We start from the raw sequence: 25,766 nt of genomic DNA, 5'->3' as shown, positions 1-25,766 counted from the left end.
TCGTTCCTCCTTCAGCGTCCCCGCGTTAGCGGCGACGGCCCTTCTTGTCGTCCTTCACGTGACCACGGAAGGTGCGGGTCGGCGCGAACTCGCCGAGCTTGTGACCGACCATCGACTCGGTGACGAACACCGGGATGTGCTTGCGGCCGTCGTGCACGGCGATCGTGTGCCCGAGCATGTTCGGAACGATCATCGAGCGACGCGACCACGTGCGGATCACGTTCTTCGTGTTGGCCTCGTTCTGGACGACCACCTTGCGAAGCAGGTGCTCGTCGACGAAGGGGCCCTTCTTCAGACTGCGTGGCATCTTCTACAACTCCTACTTGCGCTTCTTACCGGCGGTGCGGCGACGGACGATGAGCTGGTCGCTCGGCTTGTTCGGCTTGCGCGTCCGGCCCTCCGGCTGGCCCCACGGGCTGACCGGGTGGCGACCACCGGAGGTCTTGCCCTCACCACCACCGTGCGGGTGGTCGATCGGGTTCATCGCGACACCACGCACGGTCGGGCGGACGCCCTTCCAGCGCATGCGGCCGGCCTTGCCCCAGTTGATGTTCGACTGCTCGGCGTTGCCGACCTCGCCGATCGTCGCGCGGCAGCGGGCGTCGACGTTGCGGACCTCGCCCGACGGCAGGCGGAGCTGCGCGTAGGGGCCGTCCTTCGCCACGAGGCGCACTGAGGCACCCGCGGAACGGGCGAGCTTGGCGCCGCCACCCGGACGGAGCTCGATGGCGTGCACGACCGTACCGACGGGGATGTTGCGGAGCGGCAGGTTGTTGCCCGGCTTGATGTCGGCGCCGGCACCCGACTCGACGACGTCGCCCTGCTTCAGGCGGTTCGGCGCGAGGATGTAGCGCTTGGTGCCGTCCACGAAGTGCAGCAGCGCGATGCGCGCGGTGCGGTTCGGGTCGTACTCGATGTGCGCGACCTTGGCGTCGACGCCGTCCTTGTCGTTCCGACGGAAGTCGATGACCCGGTACTGGCGCTTGTGGCCACCACCGATGTGACGCGTCGTGATCCGGCCGGAGCTGTTGCGGCCACCGGTCTTCGGGAGCGGACGCAGGAGCGACTTCTCCGGGGTCGAACGCGTGATCTCGGCGAAGTCGGCGACGGAGGAGCCGCGACGACCCGGGGTCGTGGGCTTGTAGTTACGAATAGCCATGATGTATCCCTTCCGGTCCTCAGCCGACAGCCGTGAAGATGTCGATCGAACCGGACTTGAGCGTGACGATGGCGCGCTTGGTGTCCTTGCGCTTGCCGATGCCGAACCGCGTACGACGGGTCTTCCCCGGACGGTTCAGGGTGTTGATGCCCGCGACCTTGACGTCGAAGATCTTCTCGATGGCGAGCTTGATCTCGGTCTTGTTCGCGCGCGGGTCCACGAGGAACGTGTACTTGCCCTGGTCGATGAGGCCGTAGCTCTTCTCCGACACGACCGGCGCGATGATGATGTCGCGCGGGTCCTTGTTGAAGCCGCTCATGCGTTGTTCTCCTTCGCGGTCTTCGACGCGACGAAGGCGTCGAGGGCGCTCTTGCTGAAGACCACGTCGTCGCTCACGAGGACGTCGTAGGCGTTCAGCTGGCCGTACGTGAGCGCGTGGACGTTGGGCAGGTTCCGGACGCTCTTGAGCGCGACCTCGTCCGTCGACTCGAGCACGACGAGGACGTGCTTCGACGGGGCGATCTTCTCGAGGAGCGTGCGGACGCTCTTGGTCGAGGGGACCTCGGCGTCGAGGAAGGCCTCGACCGCGTGGATCCGCCCACCGCGAGCGCGGTCCGAGAGCGAACCGAGCAGCGCCTTGGCGATCATCTTCTTGGGGGTGCGCTGCGCGTAGTCGCGCGGCACGGGTCCGTGGACGATGCCACCGCCGGTCATCTGCGGGGCGCGGATCGAGCCCTGACGCGCGCGGCCGGTGCCCTTCTGCTTGAAGGGCTTGCGGCCGGCACCGGAGACCTCGCCGCGGCGCTTGGTCTTGTGGGTGCCCTGACGCGCGGCGGCGAGCTGCGCGACGACGACCTGGTGGATCAGCGGGACGTTGGTCTCGACGTCGAAGATCTCGGCGGGGAGCTCGACCGTGCCGGCCTGGGCGCCCGACGCGTCGAGCACGTCGATCGTGGTTGCAGTCGTGGTGGCCATGCTCACTTACCCTTCACGGCGGTGCGGACGAAGACGATGCGACCGCGAGCACCGGGGACCGCGCCCTTGACGAGCAGCAGGTTCTTCTCGGCGTCCACGGCGTGCACCGTGAGGTTGAGGACGGTGACGCGCTCCCCACCCATGCGACCGGCCATGCGCATGCCCTTGAAGACGCGCGACGGGGTCGACGAAGCACCGATCGAGCCGGGCTTGCGGTGGTTGCGGTGCGCACCGTGCGAGGCGGAGACACCCTTGAAGTTGTGGCGCTTCATGACACCGGCGAAGCCCTTGCCCTTGCTGGTGCCGACGACGTCGACCTTCTGGCCGGCCTCGAACATGTCGACGGCGAGCTCCTGGCCGAGCGCGTACTCGCCGGCGTCAGCGGTGCGGATCTCCGTGAGGTGGCGGCGCGGCGTGACACCGGCGGCCTCGAAGTGCCCGGCGGAGGGCTTGTTGACCTTGCGGGGGTCGATCGCGCCAGCGGCGATCTGGACGGCCTGGTAGCCGTCCTTCTCGGCGGTGCGGATCTGGGTCACGACGTTCGGGGTGATCTCGACGACGGTGACGGGGATGAGCTTGTTGTTCTCGTCCCACACCTGGGTCATGCCGAGCTTCTTGCCGAGCAGGCCCTTGACGGTTTTGGTTGCGATGGCCATCGTTGTCGCCCCCTTACAGCTTGATCTCGATGTTGACGTCGGCGGGCAGGTCGAGACGCATGAGCGAGTCGACGGCCTTCGGCGTCGGGTCGATGATGTCGATGACCCGCTTGTGCGTGCGCTTCTCGAAGTGCTCGCGCGAGTCCTTGTACTTGTGGGGAGAACGGATCACGACGACCACGTTCTTCTCGGTGGGGAGCGGCACCGGGCCGACCACGGTCGCACCGGCACGGGTCACCGTGTCGACGATCTTCCGGGCCGACGTGTCGATGACCTCGTGGTCGTACGACTTGAGCCGGATGCGGATCTTCTGTCCCGCCATGTCTCTCTCGTTCCTCTCTGCGCCGCGCACCGCGTGGGCCGCCTGACGCCGCCTGCCTCGTCGGGCAGGCTGTTTGCCTAGATCACCGGCACGTCACCGTCGGGATCACTCCCGCCGGCCATGACCGCTGTTCTCCTGTCAACTGCCCTCCCGGGCCGGTCGAGAACCCACTCCGCAGGAGGGGGATTTCGACCGTTCCGGTCGGACCCGTATCGCCTCCGCGGAGCACACGGGTGTCCCGTGCGTTCCAGGTGTGGAGTCGATGTGGTGTTCTTGCTGCCTGCGGCCCAGGCGCAGCCACCCGGAGGGCGGGGCCTGTGCACTGCCTGGGCAGTGACCCGGCGGACACGTGTGTCCGCGGAATTTGGAACCGGACAAGTCTCGCATGTCCTCCGCACTCGTGCAACCCGGGCGTGTCGCGTGCGATCCACGCCGTCGCGGGGCTCGAGGAGCGGCGGACGGGCGGTCCGGGGCGACCTGGTGACGGGCCTCCCGTCGGGAGTCCGGCGACCGCCCGCCGGACGTCAGACGGTCGGACGGAACCAGGGCGGGAACACCGCGACGCGCGGGGCGTGGCCGCCGGCCTCCGCCAGGACCGAGCGGACGTCGTCGCGGACGCGGTCGTTCGGCACGCCGACGACCGCGACGGCCGAGAACGGCACACGCGGACCCGCCAGCAGCTCGACGCGCTGCAACTCGGGGTTCTGGAGCGAAGCGCGTCGGAGCAGCGTGCCCGCGGCCTCCGGGCCGACGGCCGAGCGCGCCGCGGGGTCCTCCGCGTCGAGATCCGTCACGATGACCGACGCCCCGAACGCGACGGTCGGCACGACCAGCATGACGTAGTCGACCGGACGACTGCGACGTGCCGCGTCGGACCACCGGTCGTCCTCGGCGCCGGTGCGCAGCGACTGCCAGGTCAGGGCCTCCGGGGTGAGCACGAAGGGGACGTGGTCCGCGACGGACCCGCCGTCCGGGGTGGCCGCGGCCGCTCGGGCCGCGCGGACCTCCGCCGCGCTGACGTCGAACTCGGGGACCACCGACGACGCGGCCAGCAGCGCACCCTCGGCGACGATGGCCGCGAGGTTGTCGCGATGGGTCCAGTGGTGCGCGCGCATCGACGCGAACGGGCGGACCTGGGGCTCCGCCGCCACCGGGGCCGCGGTCCGGGTCGCACTCCGGGAGGCCCGGGGCGCGTCCGACGGACCGTCCGACCGGAGCGAGACCGGACGGGCACGCCGCGGGGCGCGGGTCGGTGCGACGACCGGTTCCGCCCGCTGCCGTGGGGTGCAGATGTCACAGAGCTCGACGGGGAAACCGTGGATGCACTCGTCGGTCACGCTGGCCTCTCCGTGCCGACGCCCGAACGGTCGGCACGTGCATCAACGGTACGTCATTCAGTCGCGGTAGAGCAGCGCGCGGACCTCGGACTCCGCAGAGGCCAACCGGGCGGGATCGATCGTCTCGCCGTGGTTGTACGCGTCGATCACGCGCGGGTCGATGTAGCTCTGCCGCGCCACGGTCGGGGTGTTGCCGAGCACGTCGGACGCAGCCTTCACCGCATGCGAGATCGCCTTCTTGCGCTTGGCGTCGGACGACTGGGGCCCCGTCTTCGCCAGGTCCACGGCCGCGGCGACCGTACCGTGCAGCGTCCGGAAGTCCTTCGCCGTGAAGTCGTCGCCGGCGCGCTCCTTGACGTACTCGTTGATGAGCTCGGCCGACAGCGGACGCCACTCGGCACCGGGCTCGTCGCGGAACGAGAGCAGTCGCGCGTTCCCGCCCCGACGCTTCATGCCCACGAGCACCCGCGCGAGGTCGTGGTCGTGGATGGTGGACGACCACTCCTGCCCGCTCTTGCCCGGGAACCCGAGCTCGATGTCGTCGCCCGAGATGTGCGCGTGGGAACACAGCAGCGTCGACAGGCCGTGGCTCCCGTGCTCGAGCGCGTACCGCTCCGAGCCGACCCGGAGCGACCCCTGGTCGAGCATCCGGAAGGCCGCGGCCTGCGCACGTCGGAGGTCCGGGTCCGGTCGGCGGAGGTCCATGGTCACCATCCGTCGAGCGGACGGGAGCGACTCGGCGAGGGCGAGCGCCCGGTCGTACTTGATCTTGTCCATCCGCTCGCGCCAACCCGGGTGGTACATGTACTGGCGCCGACCGGCGCCGTCGATGCCCGTCGCGAGGATGTGTCCGTTCTCGTACGGCGAGATCCACACGTCGTTCCACGCGGGCGGGATCACCAGCTCGTCGAACCGGTGGCGGAGGTCGGCGTCGTGGACGGTACCGCCGTCCGGATCGCGGTAGGAGAACCCCTTGCCGGATCGGACCCGGTGGAATCCGCGTCCCGTCGTCCTCGAACGGCGCAGACGTGTCATGCGACCAGTCAACACCGGCATCCCCGCCGATGACCCACCGAGGTGCCCTCGGTCCTCCCGGCTCGCGGTGGGCTCGCGCACGTCGCGCCCTGCCTCGTCCCCCCCATCATGCCCAGGGACGCCACGTCCCGCCCAGGGACCGCCACGTCACGCCCCCGGGGACGCCACGTCCCGCCCGGGGACACCACGTCCCGTCCGGGAACGACGAAAGGGGCCGGACCCGAAGGTCCGACCCCTTGTCGCAGCAACCGGAGTTACTTGATGATCTTCTCGACCGTACCGGCGCCGACCGTACGACCACCCTCACGGATGGCGAAGCGGAGGCCCTCCTCCATGGCGATCGGCTGGATCAGCTCGACCGTGATGGAGGTGGTGTCGCCGGGCATGACCATCTCGGTGCCCTCGGGCAGCGTGATGACGCCGGTGACGTCCGTGGTGCGGAAGTAGAACTGCGGGCGGTAGTTCCCGTAGAACGGGTTGTGACGACCACCCTCGTCCTTCGACAGGATGTAGACGTTCGCGGAGAACTCGGTGTGCGGCGTGACCGAACCCGGCTTCACGACGACCTGGCCGCGCTCGACGTCCTCGCGCTTGGTGCCGCGGAGGAGCAGACCCGTGTTGTCACCGGCCTCGGCGGAGTCGAGCAGCTTGCGGAACATCTCGATGCCCGTGACGGTGGTCTTCTGCGTCGCGCGGATGCCGACGATCTCGACCTCCTCGTTCACCTTGAGCGTGCCACGCTCGACACGACCGGTGACGACGGTGCCACGACCGGTGATCGTGAAGACGTCCTCGATCGGCATCAGGAACGGCTGGTCGGTGGCGCGCACCGGGTCCGGCACGTTCTCGTCGACGGCGTCCATGAGGTCGGCGACCGTCGCGGCCCACTTCTCGTCACCCTCGAGCGCCTGGAGCGCCGAGACGCGGACGATCGGGGCGTTGTCGCCGTCGAACTCCTGGCTCGAGAGGAGCTCGCGGACCTCGAGCTCGACGAGCTCCAGGATCTCCTCGTCGTCCACCATGTCGGCCTTGTTGAGGGCCACGACGATGTAGGGGACACCGACCTGACGGGCGAGCAGCACGTGCTCACGCGTCTGCGGCATCGGGCCGTCGGTGGCGGCGACCACGAGGATCGCGCCGTCCATCTGCGCCGCACCCGTGATCATGTTCTTCACGTAGTCCGCGTGGCCCGGGGCGTCGACGTGCGCGTAGTGGCGCTTCTCGGTCTGGTACTCGACGTGCGAGATGTTGATCGTGATACCGCGCTGCTTCTCCTCAGGCGCGTTGTCGATCTGGTCGAACGCCGAGGCCGTGTTCAGCTCCGGGTACTTGTCGTGCAGGACCTTGGTGATCGCCGCGGTGAGCGTCGTCTTGCCGTGGTCGACGTGCCCGATGGTTCCGATGTTGACGTGCGGCTTGGTCCGCTCGAACTTGGCCTTAGCCACTGTGGGTCCTCCTCAGGACTCGGATGCAGGACCCCCGGTTCACGTCCGGCGGCGCTGCGTGTTGGTGTGGAACTACTGTACTTGGTGGCGAGGGGGCCGCTGCCGACCCCCTCGCCTGGGGAGTCACGCCGAGGGCGTCACTCCCCCTTGCTCTTCTGCACGATCTCGTCCGCCACGGCCCGGGGGACCTCGGCGTAGGAGTCGAACACCATCGAGTAGACGGCGCGGCCCGACGTCTTCGACCGGAGGTCGCCGACGTAGCCGAACATCTCGGACAGCGGCACGCTCGCGCGGACCACCTTGACGCCCGAAGCGTCCTCCATCGACGAGATCTGCCCACGACGGGAGTTCAGGTCACCGATGACGTCGCCCATGTACTCCTCGGGAGTGCGGACCTCGACGGCCATGAGCGGCTCGAGCAGGACGGGGTTCGCCTTGCGCGCAGCCTCCTTGTAGGCCATCGAACCGGCGATCTTGAACGCCATCTCGGACGAGTCGACGTCGTGCGCCGCACCGTCGAGGAGGGTCGCCTTGACGCCGACCGTCGGGAAGCCCGCGAGGATGCCGACCTGCATGGCGTCCTGGATGCCGGCGTCGACCGAGGGGATGTACTCGCGCGGAACGCGGCCACCCGTGACCTTGTTCTCGAACTCGTAGATCTTCTCGGCCGTGACCTCCATCGGCTCGAGCGCGATCTGCACCTTCGCGAACTGGCCGGAACCACCGGTCTGCTTCTTGTGGGTGTAGTCGTACCGCTCGACCGGCTTGCGCAGGGTCTCGCGGTACGCGACCTGCGGCTTGCCGACGTTCGCCTCGACCTTGAACTCGCGCTTCATGCGGTCGACGAGGATGTCGAGGTGGAGCTCGCCCATGCCCTTGATGACCGTCTGACCGGTCTCCGCGTTGAGCTCGACCCGGAACGTCGGGTCCTCCTCCGCCAGCTTCTGGATGGCGGTGGAGAGCTTCTCCTGGTCCTGCTTGGTCTTCGGCTCGATCGCGACCTCGATGACCGGCTCCGGGAACGTCATCGACTCGAGGACGATCTGGTTGTCCGGGTCGCACAGGGTGTCACCGGTCGTCGTGTCCTTGAGGCCGATCACCGCGTAGATGTGGCCCGCGGTCACGCTGTCGACCGGGTTCTCCTTGTTGGAGTGCATCTGGAAGATCTTGCCGATGCGCTCCTTCTTGCCCTTGGTCGAGTTGATGACCTGCGACCCGGACTCGATGGAGCCCGAGTACACGCGGACGTAGGTGAGGCGACCGAAGAACGGGTGCACCGCGACCTTGAACGCGAGGGCGGAGAAGGGCTCGGTCGAGTCGGCGTGACGGGTGAGGATGGTCTCCTCGTTCTTCACGTCGTGGCCCTCGACCGCCGGAACGTCGAGCGGGCTCGGCAGGTAGTCGATGACCGCGTCGAGCATCGGCTGCACACCGCGGTTCTTGAACGCCGAACCACAGAGGACCGGGTAGACCTCGCTGTTGACCGTGAGCTTGCGGATGGCGCCCTTGATCTCGTCGACGGAGAGGTCCTCGCCACCGAAGTACTTCTCGAGCAGGGCGTCGTCGGTCTCGGCGACGCGCTCGATCAGCTTCGCGCGGTACTCGTCGGCCTTGTCCTTGAGGTCGGCCGGGATCTCCTCGATCTCGTAGTGCGCGCCCATCTGGACGTCACCCTTGGCGTCACCGCGCCAGGTGAGCGCCCGCATCTCGACGAGGTCCACGACACCCTCGAACGTGCTCTCGGCACCGATCGGGAGCTGGATCACGAGCGGCTCCGCGCCGAGGCGGTTGATGATCGTGTCCACCGTGAAGTAGAAGTCCGCGCCGAGCTTGTCCATCTTGTTGACGAAGCAGATGCGGGGCACGTCGTACTTGTCGGCCTGACGCCAGACGGTCTCCGACTGGGGCTCGACGCCCTCCTTGCCGTCGAACACGGCGACTGCGCCGTCGAGGACGCGGAGCGAACGCTCCACCTCGACGGTGAAGTCGACGTGACCAGGCGTGTCGATGATGTTGATCTGGTTCTTGTTCCAGAAGCACGTCGTCGCGGCCGACGTGATCGTGATGCCGCGCTCCTGCTCCTGCGCCATCCAGTCCATCGTGGCGGCCCCGTCGTGGACCTCCCCGATCTTGTGGGTGATGCCCGTGTAGAACAGGATGCGCTCGGTGGTGGTGGTCTTGCCGGCATCGATGTGCGCCATGATGCCGATGTTGCGGACCTTGTTCAGGTCGGTGAGCACGTCCTGTGCCACAGGGTTCCTCCGAGTAGTTGTGGGAGTCGACAGCGCCCATGGGGGCGCCGGGATCATGTCGCCGGCACCCCCGATGGGGCCGGGAGTGTTACCAGCGGTAGTGCGCGAAGGCCTTGTTCGACTCGGCCATCTTGTGGGTGTCCTCGCGGCGCTTGACCGCGGCACCCAGACCGTTCGACGCGTCGAGGATCTCGTTCATGAGACGCTCGGTCATCGTCTTCTCGCGACGAGCCTTGGCGTACGAGGTGAGCCAGCGGAGCGCGAGCGTGTTCGCACGGTGCGGCTTGACCTCGACCGGCACCTGGTAGGTCGAACCACCGACGCGGCGGCTGCGGACCTCGAGGGTCGGGCGGACGTTGTCGAGGGCCTTCTTGAGCGTCGCGACGGCGTCCTGCTGGTTCTTGGCGGCGACGCCTTCGAGTGCACCGTAGACGATGCGCTCGGCGAGGCCCTTCTTGCCGTCGAGCAGGATCTTGTTGACGAGCTGGCTGACGACCGGAGCGCCGTAGACCGGATCGGCGACGACGGGGCGCTTGGGGGCGGGTCCCTTACGAGGCATCTATCTCAACCCTTCTTCGCGCCGTAGCGGCTGCGGGCCTGCTTACGGTTCTTGACGGCCTGGGTGTCGAGCGCACCACGGACGATCTTGTAGCGGACACCGGGGAGGTCCTTCACACGACCACCACGGACGAGCACCATCGAGTGCTCCTGGAGGTTGTGGCCCTCACCGGGGATGTACGCGGTGACCTCGGTGCCGTTCGAGAGCTTGACACGAGCGACCTTGCGCAGTGCCGAGTTCGGCTTCTTCGGGGTGGTGGTGTAGACGCGGGTGCACACACCACGCTGCTGGGGGTTCGCCTTGAGGGCGGGCGCCTTGGTCTTGACGACCTTCGGCGCGCGGCCCTTGCGAACCAGCTGCTGAATCGTAGGCAACTGCTGCTCCTGGTTCCTGCTCGATTCCCTGGCCGACGTGATCCGTCGGCTTCCTCGTCCCGCGGCCGGACGGCGCCCGACACGGTGATCCGTGTCGCTTCCCGTACAACCCCGACACCGGGCCGACGATTCCAACGTCGGACCACGGCGGGCGACCGCTCTCGCGGTACCGCCTGGGACGGACATGTCCTGTACCGCTCCGTGAGCGTTCGGACTTCCGGGCACGCCGCTGTCGGCGCACACCGGAACAAGATTACTCGGCGTGACAGAGGCGGTCAATCCCGCTCAGGAGGCCGTGCCCGCGTCGGTGCCGTTCGTCACCGTCGGTCGGCACACCGCTCCCGCGTCCGTGCAGCCCGTGACGACACCGTCCGCGGGGAACGCGACCGGACACGCACTCGCGATGCCCGGTCCGGCCGGATTCGCGAACGTCGCCGAGAACGAGCGCTCCCGGGCGAGGCCGACCGGAGCGGCCGTCATGGCACCGGGGACCGGGACGGGAGGGACGGTGTGGGCGGCGTCGTCGGCCTCCTCGGTCATCACGACCGCCCGGTACGGAAGCCGGGCCCGCCCTTCTGGCGGCGGCGGTCCTCGTGGCGGGCCAGGAGCACCGCCGCGATCACGACCACGAGCGCGATGACGACCGTGCCCACGACGAAGGGGCCGAGCGCGTAGCCGGCGGGGAACACCACGAGCTGCGCGGCGTCACCGTGGACCAACGCGTAGCCGACCGACCCGACGCCGAGCATGACGAGGTACGCCGTGGCCGCACACACCAGCCCGGACATCGCCGGGTTGCCGCTCCGCGCGCCCACCGCCGTGCCTGCGAACACCACGATCGCGACGCCCGTCACCATCGCCGGGCCGAGGTACGGGGTGGCGTCGGGTTGGCGGATGACCTCGAGGCCGGAGAACAGGCTCTCGAACCCCGTGACCGCGATGACGAGCGCGAAGAACAGCACCGTCGTCATCGTCGCGAGGAGCCACCGGGACATGGGACGAGCGTAGTGCCGGGGGCGAGGGGAGGTCAGGCCGCCGCTCGGTTCACCCAGCCGCCTGTGTCGAGGTGGCATCGGTCGACGACGAGGACGCGGACGACGCCTTGAGGACGTAGATCTCGCCACCGAGCGACCAGTTCTGCCCGCCGGACCCGCCGCTCGAGGAGTCCGAGAGGGACTGTGAGACGGTGTCGACGAGGAACAGGCGGGACCCGTTCTGCAGGGCCTTGGTGAAAGCGAGCGCCTGCTGGTACGAACCCGTCACCGCGACCGTCACGGGGACGACCGTGAAGTCCGCACTCGTGATCGACGAGTCGGTCGTGGGGCCGCCAGGGGCGGGCGTCGCCGCTGGCGCGGCCGCGGGGGCCGCCGTCGCCGTCGCGCTCGGTGACGGGGTGGCCGACGCGCTGGCCGTCGGCGAACCGGTGCTCGTGCCCGTCGTGGTGGCACCGGCCTCGGCGGCGGCCGATGGCGCGTACGCGACGGGGGTGTCGAACTGCACCGAGGAGATCCCGACGCCGCTCGTGGTCGCGGCGGTGTTGATCTCACGCGTGAAGCCCGTGGTGTCGGCCTTCGCAGGGACCGATTCCTGGAGATCGGCGAACGTCGTCTTCATCGTGCCGAGCTTCTGGTACTGCTCCTCGAGGCGCGTCAGCTCCGCACGGTTCGAGGCGTTCGTCTCGTCGATGCTCTCGCGCTGGAGGTCGTTCGCGGACGCGGTCGCGAGCTGCGGCTGCACCCCGAGGAACCAGCCACCGACGATGATCACGAGCGCGGCGACGCCCGCGAGGACGAGTGAGAGCTTGTGCTTGTTCATCGGTTGCTCCCCGTGTACTTGCCGTCGTAGGCCTTCTCGTCCAGGTCGACCGAGATGGACGCCGTGTACGCGTCGCCGTCGGACGCGCGGTCGATGGACGCGATCGACGAGTCGACGTAGCCCTTGAGCTTCGAGAGTCGGTCGGTCCAGTCCGGTACCGACGGCACGGACGTGCTCGACACCGAGACCTGGATGGCTGCGACCCGCGACGCGTCGAGCGGCGACGTGCTCTGTGCGAACGGCACCGTCGCGTTGGCCGACGTGATCGTCATGCTCGTGATCGTGACGCCGCTCGGGAGGTACGACGCGAGGTTCCCGAGCATCGAGGACCAGTCGATCTCGGTCGATCCGCCGACGGTCTGACCCGCTTCGAGCAGTGCGATCTGCCCCTCGAGCGTGCGGACCTCGGCGTACTTCTGCTGCTCGAGGAGGAGTGAGGTCGTCTCGTTCTGAGCGGTCGCGAGATCGGTTCGCGACCGGATGGCATCGACCGTCGCTCCGCCCGCGACGAGCAGCACCACGACGGCGAGCACGACGACACCGAGCCACGCGCGTCGCGCGACCGCGCGCTCGCGTCGGTCGAGGTGCACCTCGGTGGGCAGGAGGTCGACACGGGGCTCTCGGCCGACGAGGGAGGACGCGACCGCCGCCCGCGTCGCCGGCGCCGCCGAGCCTCCCGTCGTCGCGGTACCGCCCTTGACCCGGGACTGCTTGCCGGTGCGCGGCGCCTTGGCGCCGCCGATCACCGAGGTGCGCTGCTTCTGCTCCTTGCGGATGTCCGCCTCGACCTTGCTCATGCTGCCCTGCTTCCGACGGCGAGCCCGAAGGCCACCGTGATCGCGTCGCCGCGCTCTGCGACGTCCTGCTCCGAGATCGATCCGGCGAGCGCCACTCCGCCGAACGCCTGCCCGTACGACACGGGGATCCGGGTGTAGTCGGCGAGTGCCTCCCGGAAGCCGCGCATCCGCGCGCCTCCGCCTGCGATGAGGATGTGGCCGACCGGCTGGTCCGGGTGGGTGTTGACGAAGTAGTTGATCGTGTTGCGGAGGCTCGCGAGGACCTCGGTGATCGTCTCGTGCGTGACCGCGATCGCGCGACGGTCGTCCGCGGTCTGGGCGACGGCCGCGATCCCGAGGTGGCGCTTGACCGCCTCGGCGTCGTCCGCCGCGATGTCGAGCTGTCCGCTGAGGGCGCGTGTGACGTCGGCACCGCCCGCTGGGATGATGCGCACGAACTGCGGGACGCCGTCCGTCGCGATGACGACGCTCGTCGTGTCGGCACCGATCTCGATGAGCGCCACCGTCCCGACCAGACCCGGTCGTGAGACGAGTGCGCGGGTCAAGGCGAACGGGATCAGGTCGACGCCCGCCGGGTTCAGGCCCGCGAGTTGCACTGCCTTGACGTTCGCCAGCACGGCGTCCTTGATCGCGGCGATGAGCAGACCCCGGACGACCGGTCCGTTCTCCCCCATCCCCTCGGACGTCGGATAGAAGTCGAGGATCGCGTCGATGACCGGCACGGGAAGCATGTCCTGGACCTGGAACGGCAACGACTCGCGGATCTGCTCGATGGGCGCGAGCGGCACGGTCAGGTCACGCGACAGCACACGCTGGTTCCCCATGCCGAGCACGACGTCCCGGGAGCGGAACTTGCCGAGGGACCACAACTGCTTCAACGCGCCGGCCACCGTGTTCGCCTCGAGGACCTCACCCCGGCTCACCGATCCTTCCGGCGTGGGGACCTCGGCGAACCGGACGACGGTCGGACGGCCGCGGTCGGCCGAGGCGACCTCGACCGCGCGGATCGAGGCGGCCGCGATGTCCAGGCCGACGATGCTCTTCGCCATGGGTGTGTTCTCCGTAGGGGGCGGCGCTCAGGCCAGACCGATGAGGTGCAGGTAGGCGTGCGACGCGGGCGCGCCGACGAGGACGCCGATCCAGGCTCCGGTGAGCATGGACGGGCCGAAGGGGATCCCTCCGCGCCACTTCGCTCGGCGCGCGGCGACGAGGACGAGCGCGAAGATACCCCCGACGAGGAAGGCGCCGAAAGCACCCACTGCGAGGGGTCCCCATCCGAGGTACGCGAGCGCGAGGCCCAGGATCCCGGCGAGTTTGACGTCGCCGAGCCCCATGCCGCCGGGCACCGCGATGGCGAGCACGAGGTACAGGACCCCGAGCGCAGCGGCACCGATGACGCCCCGCACGAACGCCGCCCAGTCGCCCGACAGTGCCGATGCACCGGCCAGGAGCACCGCGAGCACGACGGACGACGGGTAGGTGATGGCGTTCGGCAACGTGTGCGTGTCGACGTCGATCAGAGCCAGGGCCACGCTGATCGCCATGAGGTAGAGGAACGCCAGCAGCAGGACGACGTGCGCGGCGAGCACCCGGTCCCCCGCGGTGGTCGCCGGCCAGAACCGGAGCGCCACCACGACGAACAGGAGGCCCGTGGCGAACTCGACGAGCGGGTACCGCGACGAGATGGGCGCGCCGCAGTCGCGACACCTGCCGCGCAGGACGAGCCACGAGAGCACCGGGACGTTGTCGTACCCGCGGATCGGATGGTCGCACCGCGGGCACGCGCTCGGCGGCGACACGATCGACACGTGCGCCGGCACCCGGTACACGACGACGTTGAGGAACGAGCCGATGAGCAGCCCGAACACCCCGCCGAGGGTCGCGACGAGCGGGCCGAGGTCGAGCGCGGTCGTCATCGGCACTTCCCCCCGGTCGTCGCGCACGAGCCGTCCGGGTTGTAGGCCGGCTGGACCTCGACCTGCGTCGTGACGCCGTAGGACGTCGACACGGGCTGCAGGAACTTCGGCGGTGCGGTCGTGAGCAGCCGGTTGTCGTAGATGTAGTTCTTCGTGAAGCCGGTGCTCACCTTGCCGTTGCCGCTGTTCGAGGTCGCGACCGTGCCGCGGTACTTCTGGGCGATCGAGCCCTTCACCGTCAGGGTGCCGAGCGCGCTCCCCTGGTCGTAGTTCTGCACGTAGAACGTTCCGTTGTTGCTGGCGATGGCCGCGTCGATCGTCAGGTTGGTGCCAGCGGATCGGACGAGCTGGACGTTGCGGCACGTGACGTAGTTGCCGTAGCCCTGGTAGTAGACCGACTGGTAGTTCCAGCACGTCATCGGGTTGTAGACCTCGACCGCGTTCTGTCCGACCAGGCCGAGGATGTCGTCGTTCGGGTCGGTGTATGTGATGTCACCGGTCACCCAGACCGTGCCCGCCGATGCGATCGTCATGTGCCCCGAGAACGTGCCGCTGACGAAGACGTCGCCGGCGGTGCAGCTGTAGACGGACGACGCCGTCCCGGGTGTCGAGTCGGTACCGATCCACTCGTTCGACGTCGGGTAGCCGACCCCGTTGCTGAACGTCTGGTTGTCGCTGTAGCTGACCGAGTTGCCGCTGACGGTCACCTTGGTCGTGCAGTACGTGTTGGTGTAGCGCTGCGGGTACGACGAGCCCCAGTAGTTCGGGTCGGACTTCGTGGTGGGCACGCCCTGCACGTACATGAGGTTCGTCGGGAGCGTCGGGATCGTCGCACCGCTCGCGCTCTGGAGCGCGGCGCTGCTGCCACACAGTGCATCCGCTGCTGCCGTGTCCGAGGAGTGGCTCGTCGCGGTCACCTGCGTGAACCGCGTCCACGGGGACCAGATCGTCATGGTGCCGCCGCTGTTGAACTGCACCTTCGTCGGTCCGGTGTACAGGCACCCGGGGCGCGGGACGGTCGTCGGGAGGTCCGTCCGGGCCTCCTGGGCCATGTTCGTGTTGAGCGACGGCAAACCGAGGTAGGCGGCGGCGCTCGGCTGGCCGCCGTTGTACTTGGGCGTCGTCGTGCAACCGCTCGGCGCGAGGACCTTGCCGCTGTGGTCCTCGACGGAGGAGTTGAACGTCGACCCGCAGGCGGTGAAGTCGTCGTCGGAGCGGATGGCACCGTTGAGCACGTCGCCACTGGCGAACTGCACGGGGTCGCAGGTCCTGCTCGTCGCCTGCCACTGGTAGTCGTTCGTGCAGTTGTCGCCCGTGATGTCGTTGTCCGCTGACTCGTACTGCGTGAAGTACAGGTAGTTGATGAAGCCGTCGCCGCGGAGGTCCGCCACGAGCGACCGGGTCTTCGTCCCGCTCTTGCCCGTCACCCGGACGCGGAGGAAGCCCTGCGACGCGTACTTCGAGTTGTCGACCTCGTAGCGGAAGAACTCGTCGGTCGTTCCGACCACCGGAGCCCACGTCGAACCGCTGCTCGTGAACGCGACGTTGCCGTTGTCGCCCTGGAACACCGAGCCGCTGTCCTTGCTGAACTGCGCGTCCTTGTTGCCGTACGTCGCGTAGCCGTTGTCGTTCGAGATCTTCGCCTGGTAGTCGGCGAGCCCCGCGTACGCTGCCGCCGCCGCGTTCTGGTAGTTGCGGTCGTTCCCGGACTTGAGCGACCCGGCCGTCGAGAGCGCGACCATCGCGGCGACGATCATCGTGACGATCATGCCGAAGATGATGACGTTGGCGAGGACGAACCCCTGCTCGTCACCGCGGTCGACGCTCCGCATCACGCGGACGATGCGGTTCATCATGGTGCCGGGCTCGCAGTGCTCGTGCTGTACCCGACGTTGAACAGGTACAGGGTGTTCTGGATGTGGGTGTTCGAGGCGGTGCCGGCCTTGGTGGAGCCGAGCTCGAGGTTCACCTGGATCGCGCGGACCGCACTGGGGTTCGCCATCGGATTCGCGATCTTCGCACCGCTCGCGTCGAGGTACGTGAAGAGGTCTGTGCCGTCGCTCGTCGGCGACGCGACGGGACCCCCCAGCGTCACCGTCCGTGCGGCCGCGCCGGTGGTCGTGAAGCTGTAGTAGCCCTTGGTATCGGCCGAGCCGTCCCACTGCTTCTCGACCAGGTTGCCCGTCGCGGTGTCGATCTTGAACTCGACGTACTCCGGCTGGTCCACCGTGCCGTTCGTCAGGTTGACGTACGAGTAGAAGGCGAGGTCTGTCGCCGTTGCGGTGGTGATCGCGTTCGCGTACGTGCCGTCCGGCTTCGGCAGGACCGTCGCGGCGTGGATGTACTGGGTCAGCGCGTTCATGACGTTGGACGCCTGCCGCGTGTTCGTCTCGGCCGTGCTGCCCGTCTTGCTCGCGTGCAGCGATGCGGCGAAGAAGCCGCCGACCGCGGTGAGGACGATCATCGAGACGGACATGGCGACGATGAGCTCGATCAGGGTGATGCCGCGCTGACCGCGGTGGAGCTGCCGGATGTCGCCGATCACTTCGTCTGTCCTCGCGGGTCGACGAGCACGGTGTTGCCGGTGACCGAACCGGGCGTGACGTTCTTGATGTTCGCGCCAGCGACGGTGCCGGTCACAGCACCGGACGCTCCCGATGTCGTGGAGATCGACCAGGTCCCGAAGGGCAACGCGAGCGTTGCGGTCGAACTCGTGGTCTTCGGGAAGTTCAGCGTCATGCCGGCCGAGCACCCGGGATCGTCGGCGGTGGTTCTCGACGCCGTCGTCGCCCTGAGGTACGAGCCGCTCGCGACCGACACCTGGATGACGCCGAGTGCCACGTTCTGCGGAGGCGACACGGTCTGCCCTGGGCTGACGCTGACGACCGGCACCGGCACACTGGTCCCGACGGCGCCTGCCGAGGTCGGGGTCGTCCACTTCGTCGGGTTGGTGTCGATGCAGCTGCTCGCACCCGAGCTGCTGTTGAACGTCCCCCCGTACATCTGGTAGCCGTCGGAGAATGGGAAGACGTTCATCGACACCTTCGTCGACGACGTCACGGTGGCGCTGGTCGACCACGGGGTCATCGTGTCGAGGCCGCCGGAGTTGCTCGACAGGGTCGTCGTCATGTTCGTCGCCATGGTCGCGCTGTACGTCTGCGCGTAGTTGACGGGGATCGTCGCGGCTTGGTCGTACGAGACCGGTTGATACGCACTCGCGCCTGCGATGACGGGGATGGTCCAGGTGGACGTCGCAGCCTGGTTGGAATCGATCCCCCCGGTCGTGCTCGCGGTCAGCGTGTACGTGCCCGGCTGCACGTCCGTTGCGTACCAGCAGCCCGCCGCGTCGGTCGTGGTGGGGGCGGTGGTGATCGCCGCGCCGGTTCCCCCGCTCACGGGCGCCGCCGACACGCTGACGCCCGCATTCGCCGCGCCAGCAGCGTCCCTGACGGAGACGATGATCGTTCCATCACCGGGATCGGTGACAGCGTCGGACGGCGCGATGGCCGAGGTCACGGTCGTCGACAGCTTGCCGGGGCCATGCGGGTTGTTCCAGCTGACCGTCTCGGCGACGCTCTTGTACGCCAACGTGCCGTTGCTCGATCCGCAGGCTCCGGTGGCACCGTCACTCTGGACCCAGTTGGCGGTGCGCGTGACGGTGTACGTGACACCGCCGATGCTCTTGGTGGTGGAGGCGCTCAGGACGCTGAAGATGCCGTTCGTCGTCGCCGCGGCGGTCTGTCGCATCGTGTCGATGTCCTGCGACGCGAGCGACACGGCCATGTCCCGGCCGCGGCTCGCTTGCGTGGTCTGCAGGGAGTTCGTGATGCCGTAGGCGAGGCCCACGCTGATGATCGCGAAGACCATCATCGCGACCATGACCTCGATGACCGTGAAGCCCTCCTCGCGGCCGGTCAGCGCGCGGTCGAGGGCGCGGCGCATGTGTCGCAGCATTGCCTCGTCCTTCCGGGAAGAGCTGATGCGGTGGGGCGGGAGAGCAAGTCGAGCCCGTGCGGACGAGCAGTCCGCACGGGCTCGATCGGCACTGCTTACGGGCAGGCGGTGATGGCGCCGCTGGCCTTGGTCACACCCTTCGAGTCAGTTGCGTAGAAGTAGGTGCTGTTGACGCTCTGGCCGATGATGCAGAACGAGCTACCGCTCGACGACACGAGCTTCAACGAGGTGGTGTTCGAGGACCCGGTGACACCCGCGCTCGACCAGCTCTGCGTGGTGGTGGCGGTGCTTCCGCTGGGAGCAGCGGGAGGGGTGCTCGACACGGCACCACTCGTCACGAGCGTGGCCGGAGCAGGGGCGACGCCCATGTCGGTCTGAATGCTCACGACCGCCGTCTTCGCGTTCGACACGTCGGACTGCGTGGCACTGTCCTGCGCGTTCTTCTGCACGCCGAGGTACACCGGGATCGCGATCGCCGCGAGGATGCCGATGATGATCACGACGACGAGGAGCTCGATCAGGGTGAAGCCCTTCTCGTTCTCCTCGAGCAGGTTCTGCCGGCGAGCGTTGAGCTTGCCCATGAGGCGGAAGTACATGAGATTTCCATTCTTTCGGGAATGTGAGGGGAGAATTGGATCCGGCGTGTGCTCGCCGCCGGAGACCAGCGTATTCAGGGCACTCGCTCGGGAGAATCCCGAGAACGGGGGTGATCGGGCAAGCGAAATGCCCCCAGAAACGGGGGCAGTTCGCGGGCGAACCACCCCCGCACGGGGGCATTCCGGTCAGATTCAGTGGATGAGCGTGGTGATCTGGAAGATCGGCAGGTACAGCGCGACGATCATCCCGCCGACCACGACGCCGAGGAACGCGATGAGCAGCGGCTCGATCAAGGAGGTCAGGGCTTCGGTGGTCGACTCGACCTCGGCGTCGTAGAACACCGCGATCTTCTCGAGCATGACCTCCATGGAACCGGCGTCCTCGCCGACCGCGACCATTTGACTCACCATTTGCGGAAAGACACTCTCCCGCGCCAGTGGAGCGGCGATCGATTCACCTTTTCGGACGGATTCGGCGACGCGGTCCAGGGCCTTTTCCACCACGAAGTTGTTCGACACTTCGCCGACGATCTTCAACGCTTGCAGGATGGGCACGCCGGCGCCGATCATGTTCGCGAAATTGCGGGCGAACCGGGCGATCACGATCTTGGTGCTCAATTGCCCGAACACCGGCAACTTGAGCCGGATCGGGTCGAGGAACCCACGCACCCGGTCGGTGTTCTTGTTGGCGCGGTACCAGAGCCACCCGACGATGATCAGCACCGCCAGGACCGGACCGAGCCAGACCATGGCATGCGATGCGTACACGAGCATCATCGTCGGCAACGGGAGCTTGCCGCCGAGACTCGCGAACATGTTCTGGAAGATCGGCACGATGAAGATGAGCATGATCACGACGCTGGCCAGCGACATGATCAGCACGACGGTCGGGTAGGTCATCGCGGACTTGATCGTCGAGCGGAGCTTGTGTTCCTTCTCGAAGTTCATCGCGATCGAGTCCATCGCCTGGTCGAGGAACCCGCCGGTCTCACCCGCACGGATCATGTTGATCATGATCGGCGGGAACTCGACGGGGTACTTCGACACGGCGTCCGAGAACGAGACGCCCTGCTCGACCTCGTCGCGGACCTTGCCGAGGATCTCCTTGAGCTTCTTCGACTCGGTCTGGTCGGCCAGGATCGTCAGTGCGCGGAGCAGCGACAGGCCGGACGAGAGCATGGTGGACGCCTGACGCGCCATGATGGCGAGGTCCTTGAGCCCGACGCCCTTCTGGAACCCCGGGATCTTGATCTCGGCCTGGAGGCCCGTGCCCGGCTTGGCCTCGTCGAGCGCGATCGGCGAGATGCCCATGGTGCGGAGCCTCGCGACGGCGGCACCCTCACTCGCGGCGTCGAGCTTGCCCTTGACGAGCTTGCCTGCGGTGTCACGCCCGCGGTAGTCGAACGCCAGGGTCATCAGTAGCCTCCCGAGTACTTGTCGCCGAAGTCGATCTCGCTCGCGGCGATGGCGGCGGCGGACGAGTCGGACGGCGACTCGACGCGCTGGACGAGGCGACCGAAGCCCTCTTCGTCGTGCACCTTCTCGAGCGCGGCCCGGCGCGTGATGGTGCCCACGTTGACGAGTTCGGCGAGGTCCTGGTCCATCGTGTGCATGCCGGCGTCACCGCCGGCCTGCATGGCCGAGACGATCTGGTACGTCTTGCCCTCACGCACGAGGTTCGCGATGGCGGGCGTGGTCACCATGACCTCGGTCGCCACGACGCGGCCCGAGCCGTTCGCCTTGGGCACGAGGGTCTGGCAGACGACACCCTGCAGGGTCGCGGCGAGCTGGGTCCGGATCTGCCCCTGCTGGTGCGGCGGGAAGACGTCGATGACACGGTCGATGGTGCCGGGCGCACTCTGCGTGTGCAGGGTCGCGAACACCAGGTGGCCGGTCTCGGCCGCGGTGAGCGCGACCGAGATGGTCTCGAGGTCGCGGAGCTCGCCGATGAGGATGACGTCCGGGTCCTGGCGGAGCACGTGCTTGAGCGCCTGCGCGAACGAGCGGGTGTCGGCCCCGACCTCGCGCTGGTTGATGATCGCCTTCTTGTGCTCGTGCATGAACTCGATCGGGTCCTCGACCGTCACGATGTGGTCGGCGCGGGTCTCGTTGACGAGGTCGATGAGCGCCGCGAGGGTCGTCGACTTGCCGGACCCCGTCGGGCCGGTGACGAGCACGAGCCCACGGGGCAACTTGGCGAACTCGCCGATGTGCTCCGGGATGCCCAGCTGCTTGAGGCTCTTGATCCTGGTGGGGATGATGCGGAAGGCCGCGCCCCAGTTCCCGCGCTGCTGGTAGAAGTTCACGCGGAACCGCGACTCGGTCGACAGCGAGTACGCGAAGTCGAGTTCCTGCTCCGACTCGAACTGCCGCAGCTGCTCCGGGCTGAGCAGTGTCGTGAGCGCGTTGATGACCTTGTCACGCGACCACGGGCCTCCCGGCACGGCGGGACGGAGCGAACCGTCGACGCGCACGGTCGGTGCCGCGTCCGCGGTGACGTGGAGGTCCGACGCGCCCTGGTACACGACCTGCGAGAGGGCGACGACGAGGTCCGGGTCGGCGACCTCACGCGCGTGTCGCGTGTACTCGATGACGACCGCGTCGTCGTCGGTGGGGACCGCCGCGGCGACGTGCGCGGGGGGCGCCGGCACGAACGCAGGGGTCGGGAGGACCGTGGTCGGCGGGGCGGGTTGTACCGGCACCTGGGCGGTCGCGACCTCGGACGGAGCGGCATAGGCGACGGAGGAGGCGACGGGGTACTGCGGTGCCGGCGGTGTCGCCGGGACGCTGCCGTCGGGCGAGGCGTACACCGGCTCCGAGTACGGGGACGACACCGACGCCGTGTTCGCCGCGGCCCACGCAGCATCCTCCGACAGGTCGAACACACGCCCGGTGCCCGCGACGACCGGCTGCTGGCCGGTCTCCGCGAGCCGCGCCGCGCGCCGTCCACCGACGACGTTGCCCGCGGAGCCGGGATGCCATCCGGCGACGGGCTCGTCCGAGCCGGCACCGAGGTCGTAGACCGAATCACTCATGCGATGACCTGTTCGTTCGTTCTCTGGGCTACGCGACGACGCGCAGGATCTCCTCGACGCTGGTGAGGCCGAGCTTGACCTTCTCCCAGCCGTCCTGGCGGAGCGTGAGCATGCCCTGGGCCTGGGCGACCCGGCTGATCTCGACGCTCGAGCTGCGGGAGACGGCGAGGCGCTCGATCTCCTCGGAGACCGTCATGACCTCGTGCAGGGCGATGCGGCCGCGGTACCCGGTGTTCGAGCACACGGCGCAGCCGACCGGTGCGTACACGGTCGGCAGGGGTTGCGCCACGTCGTCGATGAAGCGGAGGTCCCGGAGTCGCTCCATGGTGTGGTTCGCCGGTGCCTTGCAGCGGTCGCAGAGCTTGCGGGCGAGGCGCTGCGCGACGACGCAGTCGAGGGCAGAGCCGACGAGGAACGGCTCGATGCCCATCTCGGTGAGGCGGGTGACCGCGCTCGGGGCGTCGTTCGTGTGGAGGGTCGAGAGCACGAGGTGACCGGTGAGCGACGCCTCGATGGCGATCTGGGCCGTCTCGTGGTCGCGGATCTCACCGAGCAGGACCACGTCGGGGTCGGACCGGAGGATGCTCCGCAGCGCCGAGGCGAAGGTCAGGCCCGCCTTCGGGTTGACCTGCACCTGGTTGACGCCCGGCATCCGGTACTCCACCGGGTCCTCGACGGTGATGACATTGATCTCGGGCTTCGCGACGGCGTTCAACGTCGTGTACAGCGTGGTCGACTTGCCGGAACCCGTCGGGCCCGTGACGAGGATCATGCCGTACGGCTTGGAGTAGGAGCGCTTGTACGCCTCGGCGTTGCGCTCGAGCAGGTTGAGGTCGCGCAGGGACATCGACGTGTTCGAGTTGTCGAGGATCCGCATGACGACCTTCTCGCCCCACACGGTGGGGAGCGTCGCGACGCGGAGGTCGATCTGCCGGCCGCCGTGCCGCACGGACATGCGGCCGTCCTGCGGCTTCCGTCGCTCGGCGATGTCGATGTCGCTCATGATCTTGAGCCGGCTGATGACACCGTTCTGGATGTTCTTCGGCGCCGGCGTCATCTCGTGCAGCACGCCGTCGATGCGGTAGCGGACCCGGACGTCGTGCTCGCCGGGCTCGATGTGGATGTCGGACGCGTGGTCCTGGATCGCCTGCGACACGAGCAGGTTCACGAACCGGACGATCGGGACGTCGTCGAGGCCACCGTCGCCGATGTCGACCTGCTCGTCGTGGTGCACACCAGCTTCCTCCTCGAGCGAGGAGGTCAGGTCGTTGAGTTCGTCGTCCGCACGGAGGTACCGGTCGAGTGCGGCGACCATGTCGCGCTCGTCCACCTGCAGCGGCTTGATGACCCGACCGGACGCGGCACGGGCGTCATCGAGGGCGAGCACGTTCGCGGGGTTCACCATCGCGAGGACGAGGGCCTCGCCCTCGAACCCGACGCCGAGGATCCCGTGCCGACGACACAGGGCGGCCGGGAGCATGGACACCGCGGTGCCGTCGACGGGGTAGTCGGTGAGCGGCACGGACTTCGAGTTGTTCGACGCCGCACGCGCCGTGACGAACTGGGCCTCGCTCACGACGCCCTGGTCGACGAGAGACCGGATCGCCCGCTCGTCCACCTGCTCGTCGCCGGTGAGGGTGTCGAGGTGCTCGATCGGCAGCGCGCCGTTGAGGATGAGGATCTCCGAGAGGGTCGCCATGGCGCTCCTCACCTCCTTGTTCTCGCACGATCAGGGGACGCGGCACGGCAGGGATGACCGAGACCTCGTCGATGCGGCCGGAACGCGATGCGGATCAGACCCGGGACGCCGCGTTCTCGGACGTTGACCCACGCTAATTCGTGCGCATGATCCGGGCGCAGTCCCAGAAAGAGGGGGGACCGCGCTGGATCAGAACAGCGCTGCGTGGCTGACGGTCGTGCGCGCCCGTACGAACCCCATCCGCTCGTAGAGGCCGAGCGCCCCGGAGGGGTTCTCCGCGTCGACGTCGAGCACGACGTTGTCGAGGCCGGCCCGCTGGGCTGCCCGCATGGTCGCGCCGAGCACGAGCGGGGCGAGTCCCCGCCCTCGGTGGTCGCGCACGACCCCCACGTAGTCGACGTAGGCGTGCGATCCGCCCCGGGCCGCGAAGGCGTCGGGATCGACCTCGGTGACCGAGAACGCGACCACGACTCCCGACCCGTCGACGACGACGTACGAGAGGTCGAAGCGGAAGGTGTCCTCGTGGAACCGGCGCGCCCAGTCCTCGGCCGGGGTCGACTGCGATCCCCAGTGGTCGCGGAAGGCGTCGTTCCGGGCGATGCGGATCGCCTCGACGTCGGACTCGACGGACGGCCGGAGCACGAACCCGTCCGGGACGGCGCGCTCGGGGATCGGATCGGCGAGGTCACGTTCGAGCTCGAGCCAGTACCGGAGCGGCACCAGACCGGCGCGTGCGGCGAGGCGCAGCGGTCCCGAGCCCTCGGCCGCGGCGAGTTCGAGCATGCCCGGCACCGTGAGCTCCGAGGCCGCGAGGAGCTGCCGACCGCGACCGAGTTGCCAGGCGAGGACGCGCCGGCCGATCCCCTGCCCGCGGACGTCGGGGTGCACGGCGCCGAGGAGCAGGACGCGGAGCATGGTCTCGCGTCCGGGGACCGCGAGGTCGAGCGCTGCAGCCATGACATGCCCACCAGCATCGACGCCGACGAGGCCGTCCCGCTGCGGATCGACGCCACTTGTGGAGAACCAGTGGGCGATCTCCCCTCGGGAGGGCCGCCACGTGGGGGCGTCGACCGCGGCAGCGGCGACGATGAGCTGGTGCACGGCCTCGAGGTCACGCTGCTCGAGCGGCCGGAACGACAGCCCGGCGATCGACGTGGGCAGCGACAGGGCCGCCGGAGCGGTCACCCGCTCGGCGAGGGACGTGGTGCTGGTGCTCATGCCGCCAGTCTCCCAGGAACCGTCCGTCCGGCGCGGCGGGGATCTCGACGGGCACAGCGCCGGTGTCGCAAGATGGACCATGGACATCACGAGCGTGACCGTCGGGCTCCCCGTCACCGACATCGAGGCATCGTGCCTCTGGTACGGCGCGGTGTTCGAGCGCGCCGAGCCCGACCTCGAGCCCGCCGACGGCGTCGCCGAGTACGAGGTCAGCGGCATCTGGATCCAGCTGTACGAGGACGAGCACGCCGAGGAGCAGTGCGTGGCCGTCCGGTTCGGCGTCGATGACGTCGCCGCCCAGCACGCGCGGATCGGCGCCCTCGGCATCGACGTCGGCCCGATCGCCCGGGTCCCCGGCGCCGTCGAGTACTTCGACTTCCGCGATCCCGACGGCAACGTGTTGAGCCTCTACTCGCTCATCGACGAGACCGGTCGTGACGAGTCCGGGCGCGACAGCGACGCCGGTCGCGCGCCCGGCAAGGGCTGACGCCGGTCGGGAGGCACGGGGCGGCCCCGCGCCGCGCCTCCCGACCGCGGCCGGCCACAGAGCACCGGCGAGATCGCAGTGGTTGTCGCTCCGACCCCGGTCGGAACGGCGACGACTGCGATCTCCCGAAGGGAC

27 protein-coding genes are annotated in these 25,766 nt (G+C 68.5%); 1 reads left to right on the top strand and 26 read right to left on the bottom strand.

Annotated features, from left to right (window positions below; translation table 11 throughout):
• Nucleotides 1–25: 25 nt before the first annotated feature.
• The 26 genes from rpsS to DEI88_RS01420 form a co-directional block, all read right to left on the bottom strand.
• Nucleotides 26–307 carry a 30S ribosomal protein S19 gene (rpsS, locus tag DEI88_RS01545; RefSeq protein ID WP_111009845.1) on the bottom strand — a complete coding sequence of 94 codons (282 nt, stop codon included), beginning with the start codon at nucleotides 305–307 and terminating at the stop codon, nucleotides 26–28.
• A 12-nt stretch (nucleotides 308–319) separates the two neighbouring features.
• Nucleotides 320–1,159 carry a 50S ribosomal protein L2 gene (rplB, locus tag DEI88_RS01540; RefSeq protein ID WP_111009847.1) on the bottom strand — a complete coding sequence of 280 codons (840 nt, stop codon included), beginning with the start codon at nucleotides 1,157–1,159 and terminating at the stop codon, nucleotides 320–322.
• Between the two features lie 19 nt (nucleotides 1,160–1,178).
• A complete protein-coding gene (gene rplW, locus DEI88_RS01535) occupies nucleotides 1,179–1,478 on the bottom strand; it encodes a 50S ribosomal protein L23 (RefSeq protein WP_111009849.1) in 300 nt (99 codons plus the stop codon).
• Nucleotides 1,475–2,134: a 50S ribosomal protein L4 gene (gene rplD, locus DEI88_RS01530; RefSeq protein ID WP_111012127.1), complete on the bottom strand. Its 660-nt coding sequence runs from the start codon at nucleotides 2,132–2,134 to the stop codon at nucleotides 1,475–1,477. Before rplD ends, rplW begins: the two co-directional genes overlap by 4 nt.
• 2 nt (nucleotides 2,135–2,136) lie before the next feature.
• Nucleotides 2,137–2,790: a 50S ribosomal protein L3 gene (gene rplC, locus DEI88_RS01525; RefSeq protein WP_111009852.1), complete on the bottom strand. Its 654-nt coding sequence runs from the start codon at nucleotides 2,788–2,790 to the stop codon at nucleotides 2,137–2,139.
• 13 nt (nucleotides 2,791–2,803) lie between these two features.
• Complete coding sequence (gene rpsJ / locus DEI88_RS01520; protein WP_111009854.1) at nucleotides 2,804–3,112, bottom strand: 30S ribosomal protein S10; 309 nt, start codon at nucleotides 3,110–3,112, stop codon at nucleotides 2,804–2,806.
• 524 nt (nucleotides 3,113–3,636) lie between these two features.
• A complete protein-coding gene (locus DEI88_RS01515; protein ID WP_111072188.1) occupies nucleotides 3,637–4,449 on the bottom strand; it encodes a DarT ssDNA thymidine ADP-ribosyltransferase family protein in 813 nt (270 codons plus the stop codon).
• A gap of 57 nt (nucleotides 4,450–4,506) precedes the next feature.
• A complete protein-coding gene (locus DEI88_RS01510) occupies nucleotides 4,507–5,484 on the bottom strand; it encodes a DNA topoisomerase IB (RefSeq protein WP_111009909.1) in 978 nt (325 codons plus the stop codon).
• 254 nt (nucleotides 5,485–5,738) lie between these two features.
• Nucleotides 5,739–6,929, bottom strand: a complete 1,191-nt coding sequence (tuf, locus tag DEI88_RS01505; RefSeq protein WP_111009858.1) for an elongation factor Tu — start codon at nucleotides 6,927–6,929, stop codon at nucleotides 5,739–5,741.
• Between the two features lie 137 nt (nucleotides 6,930–7,066).
• The gene (gene fusA / locus DEI88_RS01500; RefSeq protein WP_111012125.1) at nucleotides 7,067–9,181 is read right to left on the bottom strand and encodes an elongation factor G; all 2,115 of its coding nucleotides are present in this window, start codon (nucleotides 9,179–9,181) and stop codon (nucleotides 7,067–7,069) included.
• Nucleotides 9,182–9,269: 88 nt separating this feature from the next.
• A complete protein-coding gene (gene rpsG, locus DEI88_RS01495; RefSeq protein WP_111009862.1) occupies nucleotides 9,270–9,740 on the bottom strand; it encodes a 30S ribosomal protein S7 in 471 nt (156 codons plus the stop codon).
• A 5-nt stretch (nucleotides 9,741–9,745) separates the two neighbouring features.
• Nucleotides 9,746–10,114 carry a 30S ribosomal protein S12 gene (gene rpsL / locus DEI88_RS01490; RefSeq protein WP_111009864.1) on the bottom strand — a complete coding sequence of 123 codons (369 nt, stop codon included), beginning with the start codon at nucleotides 10,112–10,114 and terminating at the stop codon, nucleotides 9,746–9,748.
• 285 nt (nucleotides 10,115–10,399) lie between these two features.
• On the bottom strand, nucleotides 10,400–10,657 hold the full coding sequence (locus DEI88_RS01485; RefSeq protein WP_146246073.1) for a hypothetical protein: 258 nt from the start codon (nucleotides 10,655–10,657) through the stop codon (nucleotides 10,400–10,402).
• The gene (locus DEI88_RS01480; RefSeq protein ID WP_111072186.1) at nucleotides 10,654–11,109 is read right to left on the bottom strand and encodes a DUF6121 family protein; all 456 of its coding nucleotides are present in this window, start codon (nucleotides 11,107–11,109) and stop codon (nucleotides 10,654–10,656) included. The genes DEI88_RS01485 and DEI88_RS01480 overlap by 4 nt, the downstream gene beginning before the upstream one ends.
• Nucleotides 11,110–11,158: 49 nt before the next feature.
• The gene (locus DEI88_RS01475; RefSeq protein ID WP_111072185.1) at nucleotides 11,159–11,929 is read right to left on the bottom strand and encodes a hypothetical protein; all 771 of its coding nucleotides are present in this window, start codon (nucleotides 11,927–11,929) and stop codon (nucleotides 11,159–11,161) included.
• Complete coding sequence (locus DEI88_RS01470) at nucleotides 11,926–12,726, bottom strand: hypothetical protein (protein WP_111012121.1); 801 nt, start codon at nucleotides 12,724–12,726, stop codon at nucleotides 11,926–11,928. The genes DEI88_RS01475 and DEI88_RS01470 overlap by 4 nt, the downstream gene beginning before the upstream one ends.
• Nucleotides 12,723–13,775, bottom strand: coding sequence for a type IV pilus assembly protein PilM (pilM, locus tag DEI88_RS01465; protein ID WP_111009871.1), 1,053 nt, complete (start codon nucleotides 13,773–13,775; stop codon nucleotides 12,723–12,725). The genes DEI88_RS01470 and pilM overlap by 4 nt, the downstream gene beginning before the upstream one ends.
• A gap of 27 nt (nucleotides 13,776–13,802) precedes the next feature.
• Entirely contained in the window at nucleotides 13,803–14,642 is an 840-nt protein-coding gene (locus DEI88_RS01460) for a prepilin peptidase (protein WP_111072214.1), read from the bottom strand.
• Entirely contained in the window at nucleotides 14,639–16,498 is a 1,860-nt protein-coding gene (locus DEI88_RS01455) for a hypothetical protein (protein WP_111072184.1), read from the bottom strand. Before DEI88_RS01455 ends, DEI88_RS01460 begins: the two co-directional genes overlap by 4 nt.
• Nucleotides 16,495–17,187, bottom strand: coding sequence for a PilW family protein (locus DEI88_RS01450; protein WP_181441240.1), 693 nt, complete (start codon nucleotides 17,185–17,187; stop codon nucleotides 16,495–16,497). Before DEI88_RS01450 ends, DEI88_RS01455 begins: the two co-directional genes overlap by 4 nt.
• Nucleotides 17,184–18,596 carry a prepilin-type N-terminal cleavage/methylation domain-containing protein gene (locus DEI88_RS01445; RefSeq protein WP_111072183.1) on the bottom strand — a complete coding sequence of 471 codons (1,413 nt, stop codon included), beginning with the start codon at nucleotides 18,594–18,596 and terminating at the stop codon, nucleotides 17,184–17,186. The genes DEI88_RS01450 and DEI88_RS01445 overlap by 4 nt, the downstream gene beginning before the upstream one ends.
• Nucleotides 18,597–18,691: 95 nt before the next feature.
• On the bottom strand, nucleotides 18,692–19,192 hold the full coding sequence (locus DEI88_RS01440; RefSeq protein WP_284183582.1) for a type II secretion system protein: 501 nt from the start codon (nucleotides 19,190–19,192) through the stop codon (nucleotides 18,692–18,694).
• Between the two features lie 192 nt (nucleotides 19,193–19,384).
• A complete protein-coding gene (locus DEI88_RS01435; RefSeq protein WP_111012118.1) occupies nucleotides 19,385–20,608 on the bottom strand; it encodes a type II secretion system F family protein in 1,224 nt (407 codons plus the stop codon).
• Nucleotides 20,608–22,227, bottom strand: coding sequence for a PilT/PilU family type 4a pilus ATPase (locus tag DEI88_RS01430; RefSeq protein WP_111009877.1), 1,620 nt, complete (start codon nucleotides 22,225–22,227; stop codon nucleotides 20,608–20,610). Before DEI88_RS01430 ends, DEI88_RS01435 begins: the two co-directional genes overlap by 1 nt.
• A gap of 28 nt (nucleotides 22,228–22,255) precedes the next feature.
• Nucleotides 22,256–23,926, bottom strand: coding sequence for a GspE/PulE family protein (locus DEI88_RS01425; RefSeq protein ID WP_111036952.1), 1,671 nt, complete (start codon nucleotides 23,924–23,926; stop codon nucleotides 22,256–22,258).
• A 189-nt stretch (nucleotides 23,927–24,115) separates the two neighbouring features.
• Nucleotides 24,116–25,144, bottom strand: a complete 1,029-nt coding sequence (locus DEI88_RS01420) for a GNAT family N-acetyltransferase (protein WP_111072182.1) — start codon at nucleotides 25,142–25,144, stop codon at nucleotides 24,116–24,118.
• Between the two features lie 79 nt (nucleotides 25,145–25,223).
• On the opposite strand from DEI88_RS01420, the gene DEI88_RS01415 reads away from it, so the two are divergent.
• Entirely contained in the window at nucleotides 25,224–25,631 is a 408-nt protein-coding gene (locus tag DEI88_RS01415) for a VOC family protein (protein ID WP_111009880.1), read from the top strand.
• Nucleotides 25,632–25,766: the final 135 nt, after the last annotated feature.

Origin of the sequence: Curtobacterium sp. MCBD17_003 (assembly GCF_003234885.2) — a bacterium.
Classification (GTDB): domain Bacteria; phylum Actinomycetota; class Actinomycetes; order Actinomycetales; family Microbacteriaceae; genus Curtobacterium.
This window is presented reverse-complemented; position numbering and strand designations above follow the sequence as displayed.

Bases quoted from the DNA above. Each gene is read 5' to 3' on its own strand.
- rpsS (WP_111009845.1), bottom strand. From the start codon at position 307: ATGCCACGCAGTCTGAAGAAGGGCCCCTTCGTCGACGAGCACCTGCTT.
- rplB (WP_111009847.1), bottom strand. From the start codon at position 1,159: ATGGCTATTCGTAACTACAAGCCCACGACCCCGGGTCGTCGCGGCTCC.
- rplW (WP_111009849.1), bottom strand. From the start codon at position 1,478: ATGAGCGGCTTCAACAAGGACCCGCGCGACATCATCATCGCGCCGGTC.
- rplD (WP_111012127.1), bottom strand. From the start codon at position 2,134: ATGGCCACCACGACTGCAACCACGATCGACGTGCTCGACGCGTCGGGC.
- rplC (WP_111009852.1), bottom strand. From the start codon at position 2,790: ATGGCCATCGCAACCAAAACCGTCAAGGGCCTGCTCGGCAAGAAGCTC.
- rpsJ (WP_111009854.1), bottom strand. From the start codon at position 3,112: ATGGCGGGACAGAAGATCCGCATCCGGCTCAAGTCGTACGACCACGAG.
- DEI88_RS01510 (WP_111009909.1), bottom strand. From the start codon at position 5,484: ATGACACGTCTGCGCCGTTCGAGGACGACGGGACGCGGATTCCACCGG.
- rpsG (WP_111009862.1), bottom strand. From the start codon at position 9,740: ATGCCTCGTAAGGGACCCGCCCCCAAGCGCCCCGTCGTCGCCGATCCG.
- DEI88_RS01480 (WP_111072186.1), bottom strand. From the start codon at position 11,109: ATGTCCCGGTGGCTCCTCGCGACGATGACGACGGTGCTGTTCTTCGCG.
- DEI88_RS01475 (WP_111072185.1), bottom strand. From the start codon at position 11,929: ATGAACAAGCACAAGCTCTCACTCGTCCTCGCGGGCGTCGCCGCGCTC.
- DEI88_RS01470 (WP_111012121.1), bottom strand. From the start codon at position 12,726: ATGAGCAAGGTCGAGGCGGACATCCGCAAGGAGCAGAAGCAGCGCACC.
- pilM (WP_111009871.1), bottom strand. From the start codon at position 13,775: ATGGCGAAGAGCATCGTCGGCCTGGACATCGCGGCCGCCTCGATCCGC.
- DEI88_RS01460 (WP_111072214.1), bottom strand. From the start codon at position 14,642: ATGACGACCGCGCTCGACCTCGGCCCGCTCGTCGCGACCCTCGGCGGG.
- DEI88_RS01455 (WP_111072184.1), bottom strand. From the start codon at position 16,498: ATGATGAACCGCATCGTCCGCGTGATGCGGAGCGTCGACCGCGGTGAC.
- DEI88_RS01445 (WP_111072183.1), bottom strand. From the start codon at position 18,596: ATGCTGCGACACATGCGCCGCGCCCTCGACCGCGCGCTGACCGGCCGC.
- DEI88_RS01440 (WP_284183582.1), bottom strand. From the start codon at position 19,192: ATGTACTTCCGCCTCATGGGCAAGCTCAACGCTCGCCGGCAGAACCTG.
- DEI88_RS01435 (WP_111012118.1), bottom strand. From the start codon at position 20,608: ATGACCCTGGCGTTCGACTACCGCGGGCGTGACACCGCAGGCAAGCTC.
- DEI88_RS01430 (WP_111009877.1), bottom strand. From the start codon at position 22,227: ATGAGTGATTCGGTCTACGACCTCGGTGCCGGCTCGGACGAGCCCGTC.
- DEI88_RS01425 (WP_111036952.1), bottom strand. From the start codon at position 23,926: ATGGCGACCCTCTCGGAGATCCTCATCCTCAACGGCGCGCTGCCGATC.
- DEI88_RS01420 (WP_111072182.1), bottom strand. From the start codon at position 25,144: ATGAGCACCAGCACCACGTCCCTCGCCGAGCGGGTGACCGCTCCGGCG.
- DEI88_RS01415 (WP_111009880.1), top strand. From the start codon at position 25,224: ATGGACATCACGAGCGTGACCGTCGGGCTCCCCGTCACCGACATCGAG.